The sequence below is a fragment of the Streptomyces sp. NPDC055189 genome (assembly GCF_053606765.1).
In genome coordinates, this window is the sequence record NZ_JBSGSG010000127.1 from 1 (window position 1) to 18,814 (window position 18,814).

Consider the following 18,814-nt stretch of genomic DNA (forward strand, 5'->3'; position numbering starts at 1 on the left):
GCCCCCTCGTGCAGGGGGGCGGGCCCATCGGCGTAACGGCATCAGGTCTGCCGGCGCGGTGCGGTCAGTGGACCGGCGCGCCCGACGGCTGCGGGGCGATCCCGAGCGCCGTCGCGTACTTGGAGAGGGCGAGCTTGCCGATCGCGGGGTAGGCGCCGAGCGACTCGGCGACCGAGCAGCCGGCCTCCTTGGCGGCAGCGTCCAGCAGGCCCGCGTCGATCTCGGGACCGATGAGGTACGGGGCGAGCGCCAGCTGCGTGGAGCCGGATCCGCGCAGCTCCTCGGCCATGTTCGCGATGGCGCCCTCCTGGTCGAGCGCGGCGGCCATCACCGGGACCGCGAGGCGGGCGGCGAGCAGCATGCCGGTGATCCCGGCGGCCTGCACGGCCTCCTCGCCGCCGACCGTGGCGAGGACGATGCCGTCCGCCGCCGTGGCCACGGTGAACAGACGGGCGCGGTCCGCGCGGGCCAGACCGGCCTCCGAGAGGCGCACGTGCAGCGCCTCGGCGAGCAGCGGGTGCGGGCCGAGCACGTCCGTCAGCTCGGCGGGTGCGCGGCTGTCCATCACGGCCTGCCGTACGCGCCGCATCAGCGCGTTGTCGGGGCCCGCGAGGAGCGGTACCACCACGGCGACGGGCCCGTCGGGCTCGGCGACCTCCGCACCCGCGGCGCGCGCCTGCTCGAAGCGCGCGGTGCGCTCGGCGGCGGCGTGCGCGAGCACGGACTGCAACGAGGGGAACTCCGGGAACGAGGTGACCGTGGCGTCCTCGGTCCCGTCGAGGTATCCGATGCGGGCGTCGAGGCCGGGCAGCTCGGAGCGGGCGATGCTCACGACTTCCTCGGCGAGGCTGCGCGTGGCGGTGCTGGGGACGCCCGGTACGGCGAGAACGAGCGCGGGGGCGTTCTCGGGAGCCGCCACGGGCTCCGGGCGGCGGTGCCGACCGGGCTGGCGGGGTCGCGGCATTCGTACGGGCAGGCCTGATGCGGGCCCGGTGGAGGAGCTCATGGCCCCGCATGCTACTGGTCTTCGGGGCTTCGCTGTTCGGGGAGGGTACAGGCGGGCGGTATAAGTCCACTTTTGTCTTATGAGTTCCGAAGAGGTCAACTGTCACATTACGGAGTGGTCAACTGCCGTCCCGCATGTGTGCGTCTTTCTGGCCGTGCACGGTGAGCATGCGCGGGTCGAGCGGCAGCCGCAGCCGGCCCGCGGCGACGTCGGCGGCGATGCGCACGGCGCCGTCCAGCGGGTCCCCGGCAGCCGGAACGAGCCGTACGTGTCGCAGGCGGTCCGCCAGTTCCGCCTCCACCGGGCGCAGCAGCGCGTCGCCCATCTTGAACAGGCCGCCGGTCAGCGCGACGTCGGGCCGCTCGCCCCGGCCGGCCCGGTCGGACGCCGGGCAGACGGCGGCCGCGGCTTCGGCGATGTGCCGGGCGGCGTCGCCCAGGATCGCGGCGGCCACGGGGTCGTCGGGGGCGCAGCGCGCCACCTCGGGCGCGAACGAGGCGAGCATCGCGGGCCGGTCCGTACGCGGATAGAGCTGTCCGGGCAGGCCCTGCACGGGGCCGAACAGTTCCTCGGCGCGGGCGAGCAGCGTTTTCGAACCGCCCTGCCTCCCGTCGAACGCCCGCATCGCCGCCTCCAGGCCCGCGCGGCCGATCCACGCGCCGCTGCCGCAGTCGCCGAGCAGGTGCCCCCAGCCGTCGGCGCGGTGCCAGGCGGTCAGGTCCGTGCCGATCGCGATCATGCCGGTGCCCGCGGCGACGACCGCGCCGGGCCGGTCGCCGAGCGCGCCCGCATAGGCGGTGACGGCGTCCGCGGCGAGCGCCAGGCGCCGTACGCCCAATGCCTTTCGCAGCGCGGCGGGCAGCTCAGCGCGCAGTTCGTCGCCGAGGGTCGCCATGCCCGCGGCCCCGATGGCCACGGCGCTGATCCGCCCGCCGCCCGCCTGGTCGAGCAACTCCCGGGCCAGGGGCTCCAGTTGTTCCATGAAGTGCTCGGCGTCTATGCCAAGCGCACCGGTGCGCACCGGCTCCTTCGAGCTGACCGGGGCGGGGCGGGAGAGGCCGTCGAGCCGGTCCATGGCGACCCGTATCCCCGAACCGCCCGAGTCGACCCCGAGGACACAGACGGTGTCCGTCACGGAAGCCGCCAGTCCACCGGCTGCCCGCCCTGCTGGACCAGGAGGTCATTGGCGCGGCTGAAGGGGCGCGAGCCGAAGAAGCCGCGGTCCGCCGACATGGGTGAGGGGTGCGACGACTCGACGGACGGCAGCGGGCCGAGCAGCGGCCGAAGGTTGCGGGCGTCGCGCCCCCACAGGATGGAGACCAGCGGGCGCCCGCGTGCGGCGAGCGCCCTGATGGCCTGCTCGGTGACCTCTTCCCAGCCCTTGCCCCGGTGTGCGGCGGGCCGCCCCGGAGCCGTGGTCAGCGCCTTGTTGAGCAGCAGGACGCCCTGCTGGGTCCAGGGCGTGAGGTCGCCGTTCGACGGCTGCGGCAGGCCCAGGTCGGAGCCCAGCTCGCGGTAGATGTTGATGAGGCTGCCGGGCAGCGGGCGCACCTCGGGCGCGACCGAGAACGACAGACCCACCGCGTGCCCGGGCGTCGGATAGGGATCCTGGCCGACGATGAGCACCCGCACCTCGTCGAAGGGCTGTTGGAACGCGCGCAGGACGTTCGGCCCGGACGGGAGGTAGGTGCGTCCCGCGGCGATCTCCGCGCGCAGGAAGCCGCCCATCTCGGTGATCTTCCCGGCGACGGGTTCGAGGGCCTTCGCCCAGCCCGCCTCGACGATTTCATGCAAGGGTCGTGATGCCACGGCGTCACCCTACTGCCGTAACGGGGGCGCCGATCAACCGATGGCCGCCGCCCTGACGCACAGTACGTCGGGCAGGTGGGACGCCAACTCCTGCCAGCTGTCGCCGTCGTCCGCCGATGCGTACACCTCGCCGTTGCGATTGCCGAAGTAGATGCCGGCGGGGTCCTGGTCGTCGCTGCACATCGCGTCGCGCAGCACCGTGCCGTAGTGATCCCCCGTCGGGAGGCCCGCGCTCAGCGGCTCCCAGCTCTTGCCCGCGTCACTCGTGCGGTAGACGCGACAGCGGTGGTCGGCGGGGACGCGGTCCGCGTCGGCGTTGATCGGGAAGACGTAGGCGGTGTCCGCGCGGTGGGGGTGGGCGACGGCGGCGAAGCCGAAGTCGGAGGGCAGACCCTCGCCGATGTCCGTCCAGTGCGCACCCCCGTCGTCGCTTCGGTACACGCCCCAGTGGTTTTGCAGGTACAGGCGCTCCGGGTCGACGGCGTCGCGCGCGACCTTGTGCACGCACTGGCCGAACTCGGGGTTCGGGTCCGGCAGGAACACCGCGGAGACGCCGCTGTTCGACGGGGCCCAGCTCTTGCCGCCGTCCAGGGTGCGGAAGACGCCGGCGGTGGAGACGGCGACCGTCACCGCGTTCGGGTCGCGGGAGTCGGTCAGAACGGTGTGCAGGCCTTCGCCGCCGCCTCCCGGCACCCAACGGTCGCGCGTGGGGTGCTCCCAGAGCGGGCGTACGAGCTCGAAGGTCTCGCCGCGGTCGTGCGACTTGTACAGAGCTGCCGGTTCCGTGCCCGCGTACACCACATCCGGTTCGGCGGCGGCGGGGTGCAGTTGCCAGACCCGCTCCAGGGAGGCGTCGGTGTCCTTGGGAAACTTGACGGCCGCCTTCGCCGGTTCCGTCCACGTCTTGCCGAGGTCGTCGGAGTGAAAGACGGAGGGGCCGTAATGGGAGCTGTCGCCGCCCGCCAGGAGGCGGGGCGTATCCCCGCGGGTGTCGATGGCCACCGAGTAAATGGCCTGGGCGTTGAAGTACGGAGTGTCGTCGAACTGCCAGGTGCTCGTGCCGCTGGGCCTGCGGCCGATGAAGAGGCCTTTGCGGGTGCCTACGGTCAGGATGATCTCAGCCATGGGGGCCACCTCCGGGACGTCGTTGTCTCAGGTATGGCTCAGTCTGCACCCAGGCACTGACAGTCACCCCGGGGAAGGGCGTTGTCGCAGGTCGTGGCGGGTGTGGTGGAGGTGTGGCGCGCCCCTGCCGGTCACTCGGGCCGGTCGGCCGCGGAGAGCTCCGCGGCCACCCGGGAGATCGTTTCCGGCCCCACCCGGCAGCACCCCCCGATCAGCCGCGCCCCCGCGTCCCGCAAGGCCGTGACCCGGCCCGCGTCGAAGTGCCGGGGCCCTCGCCACGCCTTGGCCGCCGCGTCCCAGCTCTCGCCGCTGTTGGGGTAGGCCACCACCGGCTTTCCCGTGATCCGCGCGGCCAGACGCACCGCCGCTTCCGCGTCCCGGGGATCGCAGCAGTTGACGCCGACCGCGATGACCTCATCGGCGTCGGCGGCCAGGGCGAAGGCATCCGCCAGGGGCTGGCCCGCGCGCGTGTAGCCGCCGGAGACGGTGTACGAGAGCCAGGCGGGGATCCCCAGGCCGCGCACCGCCCGCAGCAGCGCCCGCGCCTCGTCCGTGTCCGGGACCGTCTCCAGGGCGAACACGTCCGGTTCCGCGTCGGCAAGGACCTCCAGGCGCGGGCGGTGGAAGCGTTCGAGTTCGGCGACCGTCAGGCCGTAGCGGCCGCGGTACTCGGAGCCGTCCGCGAGCATCGCCCCGTACGGTCCCGCGGACGCGGCCACCCACACCTCGCGGCCCGCTTCCGCTCCCGCCCCGCGCGCCAACTCCACGCTCAGCCGCAGCAGTTCAGCGGTGCTCACCGCGTCGATGCCGTGCCCCGCGAAGCCCTCGAACGTGGCCTGGTAGCTCGCCGTGGTGGCGATGTCCGCGCCCGCCCGGTAGTACGCGCGGTGCGCCGCCGCGACGGCCTCCGGTTCGTCGGCGAGCAGCCGCGCCGACCACAGCGTGTCGCTCAGGTCGTGCCCGGCGGCCTCCAGCTGGTTGGAGAGGCCGCCGTCGAGCACGAGCGGGCGGCGGGTCAGGGCATCCGCGAGTCTCACACTGCCTGCTTTCACACTGTCGACGCTAGCCGAGGCGCGGACAGGGGGAAGTGACAGGCGACCTGGTGTCCCGCGCTGTTCGGTGTGGACACCGGCGGCTCCGTCGTGGCGCACACCTCCTGTGCCATGGGGCACCGGGTGCGGAACCGGCAGCCCGACGGGGGCTTCGCGGCCGACGGTGTCTCGCCCTCCAGGGGAGTGCGGTCCGCGCCGTCCGCGATCCCGGGGTCGGGCAGGTTGACCGTGTCGAGGAGCCCCCGCGTATAGGGGTGCAGGGGATGCGCGTACACCTGTGCGGCGGGACCCGACTCGACCAGCTTGCCCAGGTACATCACGCCGACCGTGTCCGCGAGGTGGCGCACCACCGCCAGGTCGTGAGAGATGAACAGATACGTCAGGCCGCGCTCGCGCTGCAGCTCCCGCATCAGGTTCAGGATCTGGGCCTGGACGGAGACATCGAGCGCGGAGACCGGCTCGTCCGCGACCACCAGATCGGGCGAGAGCGTCAACGCCCGCGCCAGACCGAGGCGTTGACGTTGCCCGCCGGAGAATTCGTGCGGGTAGCGGTGCACGGCGCCGCGCGGCAGGCCGACCGCGTCCAGGAGTTCGGCGATCAGCTTCTCCTGGTCGGCGCGGCTGCCGACGCCCTGGATGACAAGGGGCTCCCGCAGGATCTCGCCCACGCGCATCCGGGGGTCCATGGCGGCCGTGGAGTCCTGGAACATCAGCTGCACGCGCCGCCGGTGTGCCCGCCGCTCGGCCCGCGACATCCGCGCCGGGTCGTGCCCCTCGAAGCGCACCTCCCCGGCCGTCGGCTCCTCAAGGCCCGCGACGATCCGGCCGAGCGTGGTCTTGCCGCACCCGGACTCGCCGACCATGCCGAACGTCTCGCCCTTGCGGATCTCCAGCGAGACCCCGCCGACCGCGCTGACCGTGCCCCGGCGGCGCGAGAAAGCGCCGCCCTTGAGGGGGAAGTCCTTGACCAGGGAGTCGAGTTCGACGAGTACGTCACCGGGTGCGCGCGGCGCGGGAACGGTCGGCGGGATCACCACCTCCGCCTCCGTGGCGTCGTCCGGCACCGGATGGAAGCAGGCGAACCGGTGCTCGGCGCCCACCACTTCGTCGTCCGCGAGCTGCGGCTCCCGCGTACGGCACTCGTCGGTGGCGAAGGTGCAGCGCGGTGCGAACCGGCAGCCCGTCGGGCGAACCGCCAGGTTCGGCGGCAGGCCCGGGATCGTGTGGAGCGCGGAACCGCTGTCCGCGGCCCGCTCGGGGAGCGAGGCGAACAGCGCCTCGGTGTAACGGTGCCGGGGCCTCGCGAACAGGCCGCGCACATCCGACTGTTCGGCGACCCTGCCCGCGTACATCACCGCCACCCGGTCGACCCGGTTGGCGATGACGCCCAGGTCGTGCGTGACCAGGATCATCGCCATGCCGAGCCGCTCGCGCAGGCCGTCGATCAGCTCCAGGATCTGGTGCTGTGTCGTCACGTCCAGGGCAGTGGTCGGCTCGTCCGCGATGAGCAGCTTCGGTTCGCAGACCAGGGCCATGGCGATCGCCACGCGCTGGCGCATGCCGCCCGACAGCTGGTGCGGGTAGGCCTTCATACGCTCGGCGGGCTGCGGCATGCCGACCAGACGCAGCATCTCCTCGGCCCGCGCCCACGCCTCTTTGCGGCTGAGCTCGGGGCGGTGCAGGACGAGCGGCTCGGCCACCTGCGCGCCGATCGTCATCGTCGGGTTCAGGGAGGTCAGCGGGTCCTGGAAGACCATGCCGATGGTGTTGCCCCGTACGTCCTGGAGGACGGGCGCGGGGGCCGCCGCCAGGTCGCGGCCGTCGAAGAGGATGCGTCCGCCGGTGATGCTGCCGCCGGGCGGCAGGAGGCCCAGGACGCTGAGTGCGGTCATCGTCTTGCCGCAGCCCGATTCGCCCACGATGCCCAGGGCCTCGCCCGAAGCGAGTTCGAGGGAGATGCCGTCGAGGGCGTGGACGGTGCGCTCGCGCGAGGTGATGTCGACGCGCAGGTCGTCCAGTTTGAGAAGTGGCTCGGTCATTTCGTCGGTTCTCCCTTACTTCCGCAGCCGGACTTCGAACGCGTCGCGCAGCCCGTCACCGATGAAGTTGAACGCGGCGACGACCAAGACGATCGCGATGCCCGGCGGGAAGATCAGCCACCAGTTGCCGTTCTGTGTGTAGGTGATGCCGGCCGAGAGCATCGAGCCCCAGTCGGCCGAGGGCGGCGGGATGCTCAGGCCCAGGAAGGCCAGGTAGCTGACGTAGAGGATGGCGTCGGCGATCTGGAAGGTGCAGTTGACGATGACCGTGCCGATGGCGTTCGGCACGATGTGCTTGAACACGGCGCGTGCCCCGCCGCCGCCCATCATCCGCATCGCCTGCACGTACTCGCGGTCGCGCAGCGAGAGCGCCTCGCCGCGCACCAGACGGGCGGGGGAGAGCCAGGCGACCGAGGCGATGATGACGATGAGGACGCCCTTGCTGGGCGTGATGATCGCGGCGACCACGACGAGCAGGAACATCGCCGGGATCGCGAGCGCGGCGTCCGTGATCCGCATCATGGCCGCGTCGACCCAGCCGCCGAAGTACCCCGCCACCGCGCCGTACACCGTCCCGAAGAGGGTGGCGAGCAGGCCCGCCGCCAAGCCGATCTCCAGCGACGTCTGCCCGGCGACCATCAGCCGCCCGACCATGTCGTAGCCGAGGTCGGTGGTGCCCAGGAGGTGGCCGGAGCTGCCCGGCGCGAGGTTGGCCTGCGAGAGGTCGGTGTGTGTCTGTTCCGTCGAGTAGAGGAGCGGTCCCAGGTAGCTGAAGGCCAGGAGCAGGGCCAGGACCACCACGCCCGTCAAGGCGAGCTTGTTGCCGGTGAAGACCTGGAGCGTACGGCGGGCGAGCGAGGGCGTGGCCTGCGCCGCCGCCTCGTTGCCCGGAGCGGCCCCGGCGGTGACGTCTGCGGTCGCGGTACTCATGCCACGCTCCGGATCCGGGGGTCGAGGACGGCGTAGAGGATGTCCGTGAGCAGCGAGCCGACGACGGTGGCGACACCGACGACGAGGGTCACGCCGAGAAGCACCGGGAAGTCGGAGCCCTGCGCCGCGTTCCAGAACAGCAGCCCCATGCCGGGGTAGTTGAACATCGACTCGACGACGAGCGCGCCGCTGAAGAGCGTCGGCAGATAGAGGCCGAGCAGCGTCGCGAGGGGGATCAGGGCGTTGCGCAGGACGTGCCGGACCATGATCCGGCGGCTCGACTGGCCCTTGGCCATCGCCGTGCGGACGTACTCCTCGGTGAGGTTGTCCAGGACCGCCGAGCGCATGTAGCGGCTGAACATCGCCACGATGCCGAAGGCCATGGTGACGACCGGCAGGACCAACCCCGTGAAGTCGCCCAGGAGTTCACCCACGCTCTCGCCCTGTGGCGCCTCCGCCGGGAGGATCGGCAGCACCTGTGCGAACAGGATGATCATGATGAGGCCGAGGAAGAACACCGGCGTGGCATAGAGGAGGAACGCGAGCCCCGTCAGTGCGTAGTCCGAGGCCTTGCCGCGCCGCACCGCTTGCAACAGGCCCAGCGGGACGGCGATGACCACGGCCAACGCGGTGGAGAGCACGGTCAGGAGCAGGGTCTTGGGCAGGCGCTGCTTGAGCAGGTCGAAGACCGGCGAGTTGAGCTTGAAGGACTCGCCGAGGTCGCCGGTGAAGAGCCGCTTCAGGTACATCACGTACTGCTCGGGCAGCGAACGGTCGTACCCCTGCTGGTGGTTGAAGTGCTCGATCTGCTGCGGGGTGCCCTTGGGGCCGAGGATGGCGCGCGCGGGGCCGCCGGGCAGCAGGTGGAGCAGGGTGAAGACGATGATCGAGACCAGGAACAGCACGACCAGCGCCTGAAGGAAGCGCTTGACCAGAAAGCCGGTCACTTGTCGGCTCCCTTCTTCTTGACGTAGTACCAGTCCTGCGGCGCGAAGGTGACCGTCGGGTTCTGGCTGACCCCGCGCAGGTCGTTGCGGATCACGGAGACCTGGTAGGCGGGGTTGGGCATCCACATCACCGGCAGCTGCTCGGCGAGGTATTCGCCGTACTCGTGCACGGCCTTCATGTCGGGCGAGTACTGCACGCCGCGGATGATCCGGTCGGCCTTCTTGTCGCTGTAGTTGCCGAAGTTGGCCGATGCCCCGGTGGAGAAGAGCTGCTCGCCGCTGGGGTTGAGCGGGTAGTACCAGCTGCCGGCCGTCCCGAAGAACGACATGTCCCAGTCGCAACCGGGGTCCTTGGCCTTGCAGGGAACGGAGTTGCCGAGCACCGAGTTCAGCGGCTGCTGGCGCACGGTGAGGTCGATCCCGGCTTTCGAGAGCGAGGACTTGAGCTCCTGCATCATGTTCGTCGTCTCGGTGGATCCTGACTGGGAGAGCAGGGTGAGTTCGAGCGGGGCGTTCTTCGCGATGCCCTTGCCGCACGCGTCGGCGCCGGTTCCGGGTCGTACGCACCGTGCGATGCCGTCCTGCGTCTGCCAGCCGTGCTCGGTGAGGAGGCGCTGCGCCTTCTTCACGTCGAAGGGGTACTGGTTCTTCTCCATCGCGTCGGAGAGGTACTGGCTCTTCGGCGTCACCGGCACCGGGCCGAGCGTCGACGTCGCGCTGCCCTGCCAGATGACGTCGCTCATCGACTTCTGGTCGACGAGGTGCTGCATCGCCTGCCGGATGTAGAGCTGGTCCATCATCGGGCCCGCGTGCGTGGAGTTGAAGTTGTAGACGATGTATGTCGCCGCCCAGCCCTCCCACGGGTCGACGCGATAGCCCTTCTCCTGGAACTTCTCCTTCTGTGCCATCACCGAGGGCGGGATGTAGCCGTAGTCGACGCCTCCCGAACGCAGCACGTTGTACTCGGAGTCGGCCGTGGTGAAGGGCTTGAAGACGACCTTGTCCAGGTGCGGACGCTGCGACTTCGGCCCCGTGTACTTCTCGTTCGGGACGATGGTGACCTGGCCGCTGTCGCGCCAGCCCGCCAGCTTCCACGGGCCGTTGACCGTCTTCCACAGCGGATCGGAGCCGTAGGAACCCAGGCTCTTGGCATGCTGCGTGAGCCGGGCGAAGACGGCCTTGGCGCCGTCCTTCGTGCGGTCCCAGTCGCCGACCTCGCCGCCGTCCTTCTTGGCGTCCCAGGCGTGCTGGGGCAGGGCGCGCATCAGGGTGAGCTGGTTGGCGGTGAACCAGTCGGGGTTGTACGCGCGGCTCAGGTGCAGGCGCACGGTGTGGTCGTCGACGGTCTCGAAACGCTTGACGTTGTCGGGCATCGTGCCGACCGAGTAGTTGCCCCAGCTCGCCTTGTTGGCCTTGACGAGGTTGAACCAGAACTCGATGTCGCGTGCGGTGACCGGCTTCCCGTCGGACCACGTCACGCCCTCGCGCAGCGGCACCGTCACGGTCTTGTTGCCGTCGCTGAACTCCGGCTCGCCGCCGAGCGTGCTCGGACCGTGCGTGGTCAGCTCGCCCTTCTCCTGCACGGCGTCGTACACCGGCATGTAGAGCAGCGACTGGATGCCGTAGTTGTACGAGGCGCCGTAGCCGGGGGCGCCGATCGGGAAGATCCAGTTCGGTGTCGCGGCGGGCGGCAGGGCCATCGTGGCGGTGCCGCCCTCGACCGGAGTGCCGCCGGTGGGGCCCATGTCGACACGGCCGCCCTCCTGCGTGCAGCCGGTCACCGCAGTGAGGGCGAGGGCGGCGGCGGATGCCGCCACGGCTATGAGAGCGCGGCGCCGCGCGCGGTGACGTGATCGCCTAGAGCGCATGGCGAAGGGCCTCCAAGGATGCGAGAGCCGGACCGTGCCGGAGATCGACGGGCGGCGCCTGAACGCTAGATCTGGCGACAAAATCAAGTCAAGAGCTTCGTTCGGCAAGAAGTCTTAAAGTCGGAGACTCTGGCCAACTTGCTTCGAAGGGACTTAGTGTTCCTCCTGATGTCGAACGAACTGATCGAAGCAACTGGGGACGGCATGGCAACTGGGGGCGGCATGGCCGGAACACCGCACGGCGAACCGGGGTCGGCGCAGCACATCCTGCACCTGGTCTCCTCGGGCGCCGCTTCCTCCCGGGCCGATCTCGTCCGGGAACTGGGGCTCGCCCCCTCCACCGTCTCCCTGCGCGTGCAGGAACTCGTCACGGCGGGCGTGCTCACCGAATCCGGCGAGGGAGCATCCCGCGGAGGGCGTCGCCCCAGGCTGCTCCGCGTCCGCGCGCAGGGCGGCGTCGCCCTCGCCGCCGACCTCGGCAGCCACCACGCGCGCATCGGCGTCGTCGACCTCGGCGGCACGGTCCTCGACGCCGTCGACCTGCCGCACGACATCACCGCCGGGCCCGAGTCCGCCGTCGACTGGCTCTGCGGCCAGGTCGCCGAACTGGGCGCCCGGCAGCGTGAGGCGGGCCGCACCGTCCGCGCCCTCGGCGTCGCCTTCCCCGGCCCCGTGCAGCCCGCCGAGGGCCGCGTCCTGAGCCCGTCCCGCATGCCCGGCTGGCACCGCTACCCGCTCCGGGACGTCCTGGCCGAACGCCTCGGCATCCCCGTCACCGTCGACAACGACGCCACGATGATGGCCGTCGGCGAGCACCGCACCGCGCGCCCCGGACTCGACCACATGGTCGTCGTCAAGGCGGGCCGCGGCATCGGCAGCGGCGTCATCGTGGCGGGCCGTCCGCACGACGGCGCCAACGGCTCCGCGGGCGACATCAGTCACGTACGCATAGAGGCGGCGGGCGACCGGCCGTGCAGCTGCGGCAACATCGGCTGCCTGGAGACCGTGGCAAGCGGCGCCGCCCTCATCCGCGAACTCGCCGCGCAGGGCGTCGAGGTGGAGGACACCACCGAGCTCCTGCGGCTCGTGGCGGACGGCGACCCGCAGGCCACCACCCTGGTGCGCACCGCGGGACGGCACATCGGCACGGTCCTGTCCGTCGTCGTGAACTTCTTCAACCCCCAGGCCGTCGCCCTCGGCGGGGTCCTGGCCACCGCCGAACCGCTCGTCGCCGCCGTGCGCGGCGTCCTCTACGAGCGCTGCCTGCCCCTGGCCACCGCGGACCTGGAGATCACCACCACCGTGACGGGCCGCGACGCGGGCCTCCTCGGCGCCGGGCTCACCGCCCTGCGCCAGAACCTCCCGACCACCCCGTCTCCCCAGGACCCGTCTCCCCAGGAAGAGAGCGCCCCCGCATGACCACGAACCAGCGCCGCCTCCGCATCGGCATCGGCGGCATCGGCATCGAGTCCTCCACCTTCTGCCCGCACCGCTCCACCACGGACGACTTCCGCCAGACCCGCGGCCAGGACCTCCTGGACCGCTACACCTGGACCCGCCCGGAGTCCGACCTCGCCCGCACGGTCGAGTGGGTGCCGCTCCTGCACGCGACCTCGCTGCCCGGCGGCCCGGTGGAGGCCGAGTCGTACCTGATCCTCAAGGACGAACTGGTCACGCGCATACGGGAGGCGGGCCCCCTGGACGGCCTCGTCTACGACATCCACGGCGCGATGAGCGTCATCGGCCTGACCGACGCCGAAGCCGACCTCACCGAAGCGGTCCGCGCCGCCCTCGACGCGGTGGGCACCCCCGACGGCGGCCGCCCGATGATGTCGACCGCCATGGACCTGCACGGCAACGTCTCGCGCCGGTTCGCCGAGCCGATCGACCTGCTCACCGCACACCGCCTGGCCCCGCACGAGGACGCCTGGGAGACCCGCGAGCGCGCCGCCCGCAACCTCGTACGCTGCCTGCGCGAGGGCACCCGACCGCACCGCGCCTGGGTGCAGGTGCCCGTGCTGCTGCCCGGCGAGAAGACCAGCACCCGCCTGGAGCCCGCCAAGTCGCTCTACGCCTCCCTGGCCGACATCGAGAAGCTGCCCGGCATCCTCGACGCCGCGATGTGGGTCGGCTACGCCTGGGCGGACGAGCCGCGCTGCAAGGCCGCGATCGTCGTCACCGGCGACGACGCCGAACTGGCCGCCGCCGAGGCCGAGAAGCTGGCCCGCCGCTACTGGGACGCCCGGCGCGACTTCGTCTTCGTCGGGCCCACCGGCGGCGCCGAGGAGTGCATCGAGAAAGCGGTCGTCTCGGACAAGCGGCCCTTCCTGATCAGCGACTCCGGCGACAACCCCACGGCGGGCGGCGCCGGCGACCTCGCGTACATGCTCGGCAAGCTCCTGGAGAACGACGCGATCCGCTCGGGCAAGGTCACCGCGGTCCACCCCGGCATCACCGACCCGGTCGCCGTCGCCCGCTGCTTCGAGGCAGGAGTGGGCGCCGAGGTCACCCTCAGCGTCGGCGGGAAGGTCGACGCCAACCACGGCGGCCCCTGTGAACTCACCGGCACCGTCGTGGCGTTGCAGCGCGCCGCCCAGCAGAAGGACCGGGCGGAAGGCGGCGCGTACGACCGGGGTGTCGACATGGCGGCGGTGCGGACCGGCGGCGTGACCGTGATCCTCGTCGAGCGCCGCAAGCCCTTCCACACCCTGGCGGACTTCACGGGCCCGGCGGACGGCGGCCTCGGCATCGACCCGCGCACCTTCGACCTGGTCGTCGTCAAGATCGGCTACCTGGAGCCGGAGCTCTACGACATGGCCGCCGACTGGCTCCTCGCCCTCACCCCCGGCGGCGTCGACCAGGACCTGCTGCGGCTCGGCCACCACCGGGTCGAGCGCCCGCTGTACCCGTTCGACGAGGACGCGTACGACACCGGGGACGGCCCCGTTCTCACGGCGGCCCAACTGGGCACGCTCGCCGTGTGACGGGCGCGCTCGCCAGGTGAGAAGGGTCTTCACCTGCCACAACGCTTCTGCGAGGGTGATCCCTCCGAGCCGCGAAACCCCGTACGGAGGAGCCCCATGAAGCGCGCCGCCACGCTGTCCGCCCTGGTCTGCCTGCTCGCCGTCACCGCCGCCGCGCCCGCGTCGCCCGACACCGGGCGCGGCAAGGACCGGCAGCACGGCAGCCGCCTGGACGCCGTGCCGAAGTCGGGCGTCCTGAAGGTCTGTACGACCGGCGACTACCGCCCGTTCACGCACCTGGACCCCGAGGGCAAGTCGTACAGCGGCATCGACATCAAGATGGCCGAGGACCTGGCCGAGAGCCTCGATGCCAAGCCCAAGTACGTGGCCACGACCTGGGCGAACCTGACCAAGGACGTCGTGGCGGGCCGCTGCGACATCGCGGTCGGCGGCGTCTCCATCACCCTGCCGCGCGCCCGCCAGGTCTACTTCAGCGAGCCGACCCGCGAGGACGGCAAGACACCGATCGTGCGCTGCGCCGACAAGGAGAAGTTCGGCGAAGGCACGCTCAAGGACATCGACAAGCCCGGCACCACCGTGATCGTGAACCCCGGAGGCACGAACGAGCAGTTCGCGCGCGCCAACATCAAGCAGGCCACGATTCTGCAGCACCCGGAGAACACCACGATCTTCCAGGAGATCATCGAGGGCCGCGCGGACGTGATGATGACGGACGCGAGCGAGACCCGCTACCAGGCAAAGATCCACCCCGAACTCTGCTCCCTGCACCCCGACAAGCCCTTCACCTTCTCCGAGAAGGCCTACGCGCTGCCGCGCGGGGACGACGAATTCAAGGAGTACGTCGACCAGTTCACGCACCTGGCGACACACGACGGGACGTACGCCGGATACGAGGCCGAGTGGATGGGCGCCCCCTCGGGCTCCTAGTTCCGCCGGCGCCGCCCCGGTCAGGGGTTATCCCTGAGCCGGCCCCCGATGCCGGGGCGGCGGGGCGGTCCTATCTTCCGGGCATGGCTTCCTTCCGTGATCGGTGCATCCACAGCCGGCAGGGTGGTCGGCTCGCCTCGACCACCACCGCCGACATCGACTCGCTCGTGGCCGGGCTCAAGGACCGGCCACGGGTCGTGCTGCACTTCCACGGCGGCCTGATCGACGACACGCTGGGGTTCGCCACCGCACAGCGGCTCGCGCCCGTGTACGAGGCGGCGGGCGTCGATCCGGTCTTCTTCGTGTGGAGCAGCGGACTTCTGGAGACCCTGCACGGCAACCTGCCGCGGATCCTGGACGAGAGCGTCTTCCGTACGCTGCTCAACAGGGTCACCCGCTACGCCACCGGCGCCGTGTTCGGGCAGCCGGGACAGCGCGCGCTCGGCGTGGCCGCCACCCCGGGCCCGGCGGCGGTGGCCGCCGAACTGGCCGAGGTGCGAAGGGAGAAGGAGCCTTACGCGCGGCTGATCGTGCCGCCTGAGGTGCCGCCGCTGAGCGAGTCCGAGCAGATGAGCATCGCCGCGGAGCTCTCGGCGGACACCGAACTGGATGAGCGCACACGGGAGATCGTGAACTCGGCCCTCGACAAGGACCAGCCGCAGACCAATGAGCCGGCCGCCGCGGCGCGAGACGCCATCGGGGGGCGTGCCGCGGCGGCCACCCTCATGTCACCGGATGTCGTGGCCGACCTCGCCGCCAGGGCAGGGCCGGGGGAACGGGCCCTGGTGAGCACCGCGCTGATCGTGCGCAAGACCGTGCGGGTCGTGGCCGCGGTCGTCGGCCGCTTCCGGCAGCGCACCGACCACGGGCTCTATCCGACGGTCGTCGAGGAGATCCTCCGCGAGTTCTACCTCGCCAACGTGGGCGCCGCGATCTGGGACGCGATGAAACGGCAGACCGCCGACACCTTCACCGCGCCGGACGACGAGGTCCGCGCGGGACGGTACTTCCTCGACAGGTTCGCCGAGCTGCTCGCCACCGGAACCCGCCCGCAGGTGACCGTGGTCGGGCACAGCGCGGGCGCCGTGTTCATCGGCAACCTCCTCGACGACCTCGCACGCAGGCGCGCGGCGGACGACGACCCGCTGCCCGCCGACTTCCGGCTGCGGGACGTGGTGCTCCTCGCGCCCGCCTGCACGGTGGCGCAGTTCGCGCCCGCGGTCCGCCGCCAGAGCGAACTCTTCGACCGCTTCCGGATGTTCACCATGACCGACGCGGCGGAGCGGGCCGACCATCTCGTCCCGTTCCTGTACCCGAGGTCGCTGCTCTACTTCATCTCCGGAGTCCTGGAGCGCGGACCCTCCGGGCAGTCCGCCGTCACGCCGATCGCGGGAATGCAGCACTGGTACCTCGATGCCGCCGCCGTGGGGCCCGACTCGGACGACCTGCGCGGCTTCCTGCGCGCCGACCCGGAACGCACCGTGTGGTCGCCCGGCGACGGCGGCCCCGGTCTGAGCGCGGGGGCGCGCAGCCACATCGCGTTCGACAACGACCCGCAGGTTCTCGCAAGCGTGGCCGCCATGCTCGCGGACTGAACCGCGCGGGGACCGACCGAGGGGGAGAGTCCGATGAACGACCTGCACTACGCCGTGGTCGTCGGCATCAACCGCTACCCGGCCATCGGCGACCTGCAGGGGGCCAGGGGTGATGCGGCGCGGTTCCGCGACTGGCTCATCGACCCGGACGGCGGCGATGTGCCCGAAGCCAACGTCAAGATGGTGGCCGCCTCCGCGGAGGAAGAGCTCGTCGCCGACTTCATGTGCGCCATACCGACCAGGGAGAACGTCAACCAAGCGCTCTACCGCGCGAACCTCGCGGTCAGGCGGGCGGTGGAGAGCCGGCCCGAGGAGGAACGGCACGCCGCGCGGCAGCGGAGCAGGCTCTACCTCTTCCTCGCGGGCCACGGATTCAGGCTCAGTGACACCAACACCGCGCTCCTGATGGCCAACGCCGCCATCGACCTGCTCGGCAATCACGTCGCCGTACGCCCGTACCTGGACTGGTACGAGTCGGCGGCACCCTTCCGGGAGATCGTCTGCTTCGCCGACTGCTGCCGCACCGGCAACAGCGTCGGCGCCCTGTCCTTCGGGCCGCCCTTCACCGCCGCCGAGACACGCGAGGAGGTCGATTCCTTCATCGGGTACGCCACGTCGAGCGGCGATCCCGCCTACGAGGAGCAGAACGCGCAACCCGACCTCGCACGCGGGCACTTCACGACCGCGCTCCTCGACGGACTGCGCGGCGGCGGCGCCACACCCAAGGGGATGATCACCTCCGACAGCCTCGCCGACTACGTCGTACGGCACGTGGAGGACCGCACCCGCACGCTGCTCGTCCCGCAGCAGCCCCGGTTCATCAAGGGCAACGATCCGATGATCTTCGCGCGGGGCCTCGAAGGGGAGACGTACCCGGTCAAGCTCTGTTTCCCCGGAGGGTTCCGCGGCTGGGTGCAGCTGCGCGGCGGCGACCCCGGCGAGCCGCCGCTGCGGCTGTACGTGGAGGAGGCGGAGAGCGTCGAGAAGCTCGCGCCCGGTCTGTACCGCTGCACACCGGAGAGCTGGAACGCGGCTGATTTCCGTAACGGCGGATTCTTCGAAGTCATGACAGGCGGTGGGAATGGTGTCCAGCTCTGAAGACCGTCGGCGCCCCGCGAGGGCCGCCGCGGAACCTGTGCCGTTCGTCGTCATTCCGGACACCCCGTCGGTCCTGGTGACCGTCACGGACTCCGCGTTCCGCGAGGTGGCGCACGCGATGGGCACCATCGACACCGTGCTGCCCGCCGGTATCTACCGCATCGAGCAGCGGTTCGGCGGAGAGGTGGAGAGCCGCTTCGTCGAGGTCGGTCCTGAGCCCTTCACCGAGCGGCTCTCGCTGCCCCGCATGCCCACGCCCACACCCGTCGAGGGCACGCCCACGACCCGTGAGGACCACCGCGCGGCGGCGGTGCGCTGGAGTACCCGCTCGACGTACGGCGAAGGCTCGCCGACCCTGATGGTGCTGATCCGCAATCTGCGCAAAGGCTGGCAACTCGACCCGTACGCACTGGAGATCGCCGGTATGGACGGCAGTCCGGTCGACGGCGGGGCCCGCGGGTGGGAGCCGTCGGGCGGCGAGGAATGGTCGGCGTGGAGCTGCGAACTGCCGCCCGGCGGCTACCGGTTGCGCACCCGCAGGATGCCGGCCGACGGGCTGCCCCTCGCGCAGGCGCTGCACGTGCTGGCGGGCTGGACCACCCTGGTGTTCGTCAGCAACGGTCCGCAGGGTCCGGAGCCGCAGTTCGCCTCGGTCCAGATGGTGCGCCACGGCACCGGCTGGATGCCCGCGGACCGCGCGTGCGATCTGGGCCTGGAGGCCGCGCTCTCCGGGCTGCGGCAGGGGATCGATCTCGTGTCGACGCGGCACCTCCTCGAACTGGTCCGCGCCGGGAACGACAACCCGTTCCTCGGCATCGTCGGGGCGCACGCGCTGCTGCTGCATCCCGATCCCGATCTGGAGCAGATCGGCAGGGTCCTGCACAACCTCGTCCACCACGCGCCCGACCAGCCGGACATCGCCGCCCTGTGCACCCTGATCGGCCGATCGGTGGGGCCCGTCACCGCGCCGCCCATGTTCGCCGCCTCCTGCCGTCTCCTGGTCCGGGCCGACACGGCCGACCCGGGCATCCTGGCGGACGGGTCTCCGGCCGAGAGCGTGGCCGGGCACCTTGTCGGGCGCGGGGTGTGGACGACCTGGCTGGAGCAGGAGCGGCTGGCCGCGGCCGGTGCGCGGGGTGCCGCGCCGCGCGACGGCCTCGGCCCGGCGGCGCCGGGGGACGCCGCCGGGGCGAGGCGGTCCTGGACCCTCGATCCGGTCGACCGGGTCCAGCGCTATGTGCGGGAGGTCGCGGGCGTCGAGGGCAAGAGCGTCGACGACGTACTGAGCAGCCTGGCGCCGAAGGACCTGTGCCGCCGGACCGGCATGCCGCACAAGGCGGTCGACAAGGCCATCGAGGAGCTCAGGAGCCCGCCGGGGGAGTGACCGGCGCGCCGGATAACGGCGACGGCGACGGCCGGGAGGCAGTGCCTCCC

General features: G+C 71.4%; 15 protein-coding genes. 6 read left to right on the forward strand and 9 right to left on the reverse strand.

Annotated features, from left to right (window positions below; translation table 11 throughout):
- Positions 1–64: 64 nt before the first annotated feature.
- The 9 genes from ACWFR3_RS43895 to ACWFR3_RS43935 form a co-directional block, all read right to left on the reverse strand.
- Positions 65–1,006: a sirohydrochlorin chelatase gene (locus tag ACWFR3_RS43895; RefSeq protein ID WP_453740305.1), complete on the reverse strand. Its 942-nt coding sequence runs from the start codon at positions 1,004–1,006 to the stop codon at positions 65–67.
- A 118-nt stretch (positions 1,007–1,124) separates the two neighbouring features.
- The gene (locus ACWFR3_RS43900; RefSeq protein WP_453740306.1) at positions 1,125–2,141 is read right to left on the reverse strand and encodes an N-acetylglucosamine kinase; all 1,017 of its coding nucleotides are present in this window, start codon (positions 2,139–2,141) and stop codon (positions 1,125–1,127) included.
- Entirely contained in the window at positions 2,138–2,815 is a 678-nt protein-coding gene (locus ACWFR3_RS43905; RefSeq protein ID WP_453740307.1) for a uracil-DNA glycosylase, read from the reverse strand. Before ACWFR3_RS43905 ends, ACWFR3_RS43900 begins: the two co-directional genes overlap by 4 nt.
- Before the next feature lie 33 nt (positions 2,816–2,848).
- On the reverse strand, positions 2,849–3,940 hold the full coding sequence (locus tag ACWFR3_RS43910) for a WD40/YVTN/BNR-like repeat-containing protein (RefSeq protein WP_453740308.1): 1,092 nt from the start codon (positions 3,938–3,940) through the stop codon (positions 2,849–2,851).
- A gap of 131 nt (positions 3,941–4,071) precedes the next feature.
- The gene (gene mmuM / locus ACWFR3_RS43915) at positions 4,072–4,977 is read right to left on the reverse strand and encodes a homocysteine S-methyltransferase (protein ID WP_453740309.1); all 906 of its coding nucleotides are present in this window, start codon (positions 4,975–4,977) and stop codon (positions 4,072–4,074) included.
- An 11-nt stretch (positions 4,978–4,988) separates the two neighbouring features.
- Positions 4,989–7,031 (reverse strand): ABC transporter ATP-binding protein, encoded by a 2,043-nt coding sequence (locus ACWFR3_RS43920; RefSeq protein ID WP_453740310.1) that lies wholly within the window; start codon positions 7,029–7,031, stop codon positions 4,989–4,991.
- Positions 7,032–7,046: 15 nt separating this feature from the next.
- Positions 7,047–7,961 (reverse strand): ABC transporter permease, encoded by a 915-nt coding sequence (locus tag ACWFR3_RS43925; protein ID WP_453740311.1) that lies wholly within the window; start codon positions 7,959–7,961, stop codon positions 7,047–7,049.
- Complete coding sequence (locus ACWFR3_RS43930; RefSeq protein ID WP_453740312.1) at positions 7,958–8,908, reverse strand: ABC transporter permease; 951 nt, start codon at positions 8,906–8,908, stop codon at positions 7,958–7,960. The genes ACWFR3_RS43925 and ACWFR3_RS43930 overlap by 4 nt, the downstream gene beginning before the upstream one ends.
- Positions 8,905–10,725, reverse strand: coding sequence for a peptide ABC transporter substrate-binding protein (locus ACWFR3_RS43935; protein WP_453740313.1), 1,821 nt, complete (start codon positions 10,723–10,725; stop codon positions 8,905–8,907). The genes ACWFR3_RS43930 and ACWFR3_RS43935 overlap by 4 nt, the downstream gene beginning before the upstream one ends.
- Positions 10,726–10,998: 273 nt before the next feature.
- On the opposite strand from ACWFR3_RS43935, the gene ACWFR3_RS43940 reads away from it, so the two are divergent.
- The 6 genes from ACWFR3_RS43940 to ACWFR3_RS43965 all read left to right on the forward strand — a co-directional run bounded on the left by ACWFR3_RS43940 (position 10,999) and on the right by ACWFR3_RS43965 (position 18,764).
- Complete coding sequence (locus tag ACWFR3_RS43940) at positions 10,999–12,195, forward strand: ROK family protein (protein ID WP_453740319.1); 1,197 nt, start codon at positions 10,999–11,001, stop codon at positions 12,193–12,195.
- A complete protein-coding gene (locus ACWFR3_RS43945; RefSeq protein ID WP_453740314.1) occupies positions 12,192–13,760 on the forward strand; it encodes a M81 family metallopeptidase in 1,569 nt (522 codons plus the stop codon). The genes ACWFR3_RS43940 and ACWFR3_RS43945 overlap by 4 nt, the downstream gene beginning before the upstream one ends.
- Positions 13,761–13,856: 96 nt before the next feature.
- Positions 13,857–14,687 (forward strand): transporter substrate-binding domain-containing protein, encoded by an 831-nt coding sequence (locus ACWFR3_RS43950; RefSeq protein WP_453740315.1) that lies wholly within the window; start codon positions 13,857–13,859, stop codon positions 14,685–14,687.
- A gap of 83 nt (positions 14,688–14,770) precedes the next feature.
- Positions 14,771–16,282: a hypothetical protein gene (locus tag ACWFR3_RS43955; RefSeq protein ID WP_453740316.1), complete on the forward strand. Its 1,512-nt coding sequence runs from the start codon at positions 14,771–14,773 to the stop codon at positions 16,280–16,282.
- Between the two features lie 33 nt (positions 16,283–16,315).
- Positions 16,316–17,380 (forward strand): caspase family protein, encoded by a 1,065-nt coding sequence (locus ACWFR3_RS43960; RefSeq protein WP_453740317.1) that lies wholly within the window; start codon positions 16,316–16,318, stop codon positions 17,378–17,380.
- Positions 17,367–18,764 carry a hypothetical protein gene (locus ACWFR3_RS43965; protein ID WP_453740318.1) on the forward strand — a complete coding sequence of 466 codons (1,398 nt, stop codon included), beginning with the start codon at positions 17,367–17,369 and terminating at the stop codon, positions 18,762–18,764. Before ACWFR3_RS43960 ends, ACWFR3_RS43965 begins: the two co-directional genes overlap by 14 nt.
- The last annotated feature ends 50 nt before the right edge of the window (positions 18,765–18,814 follow it).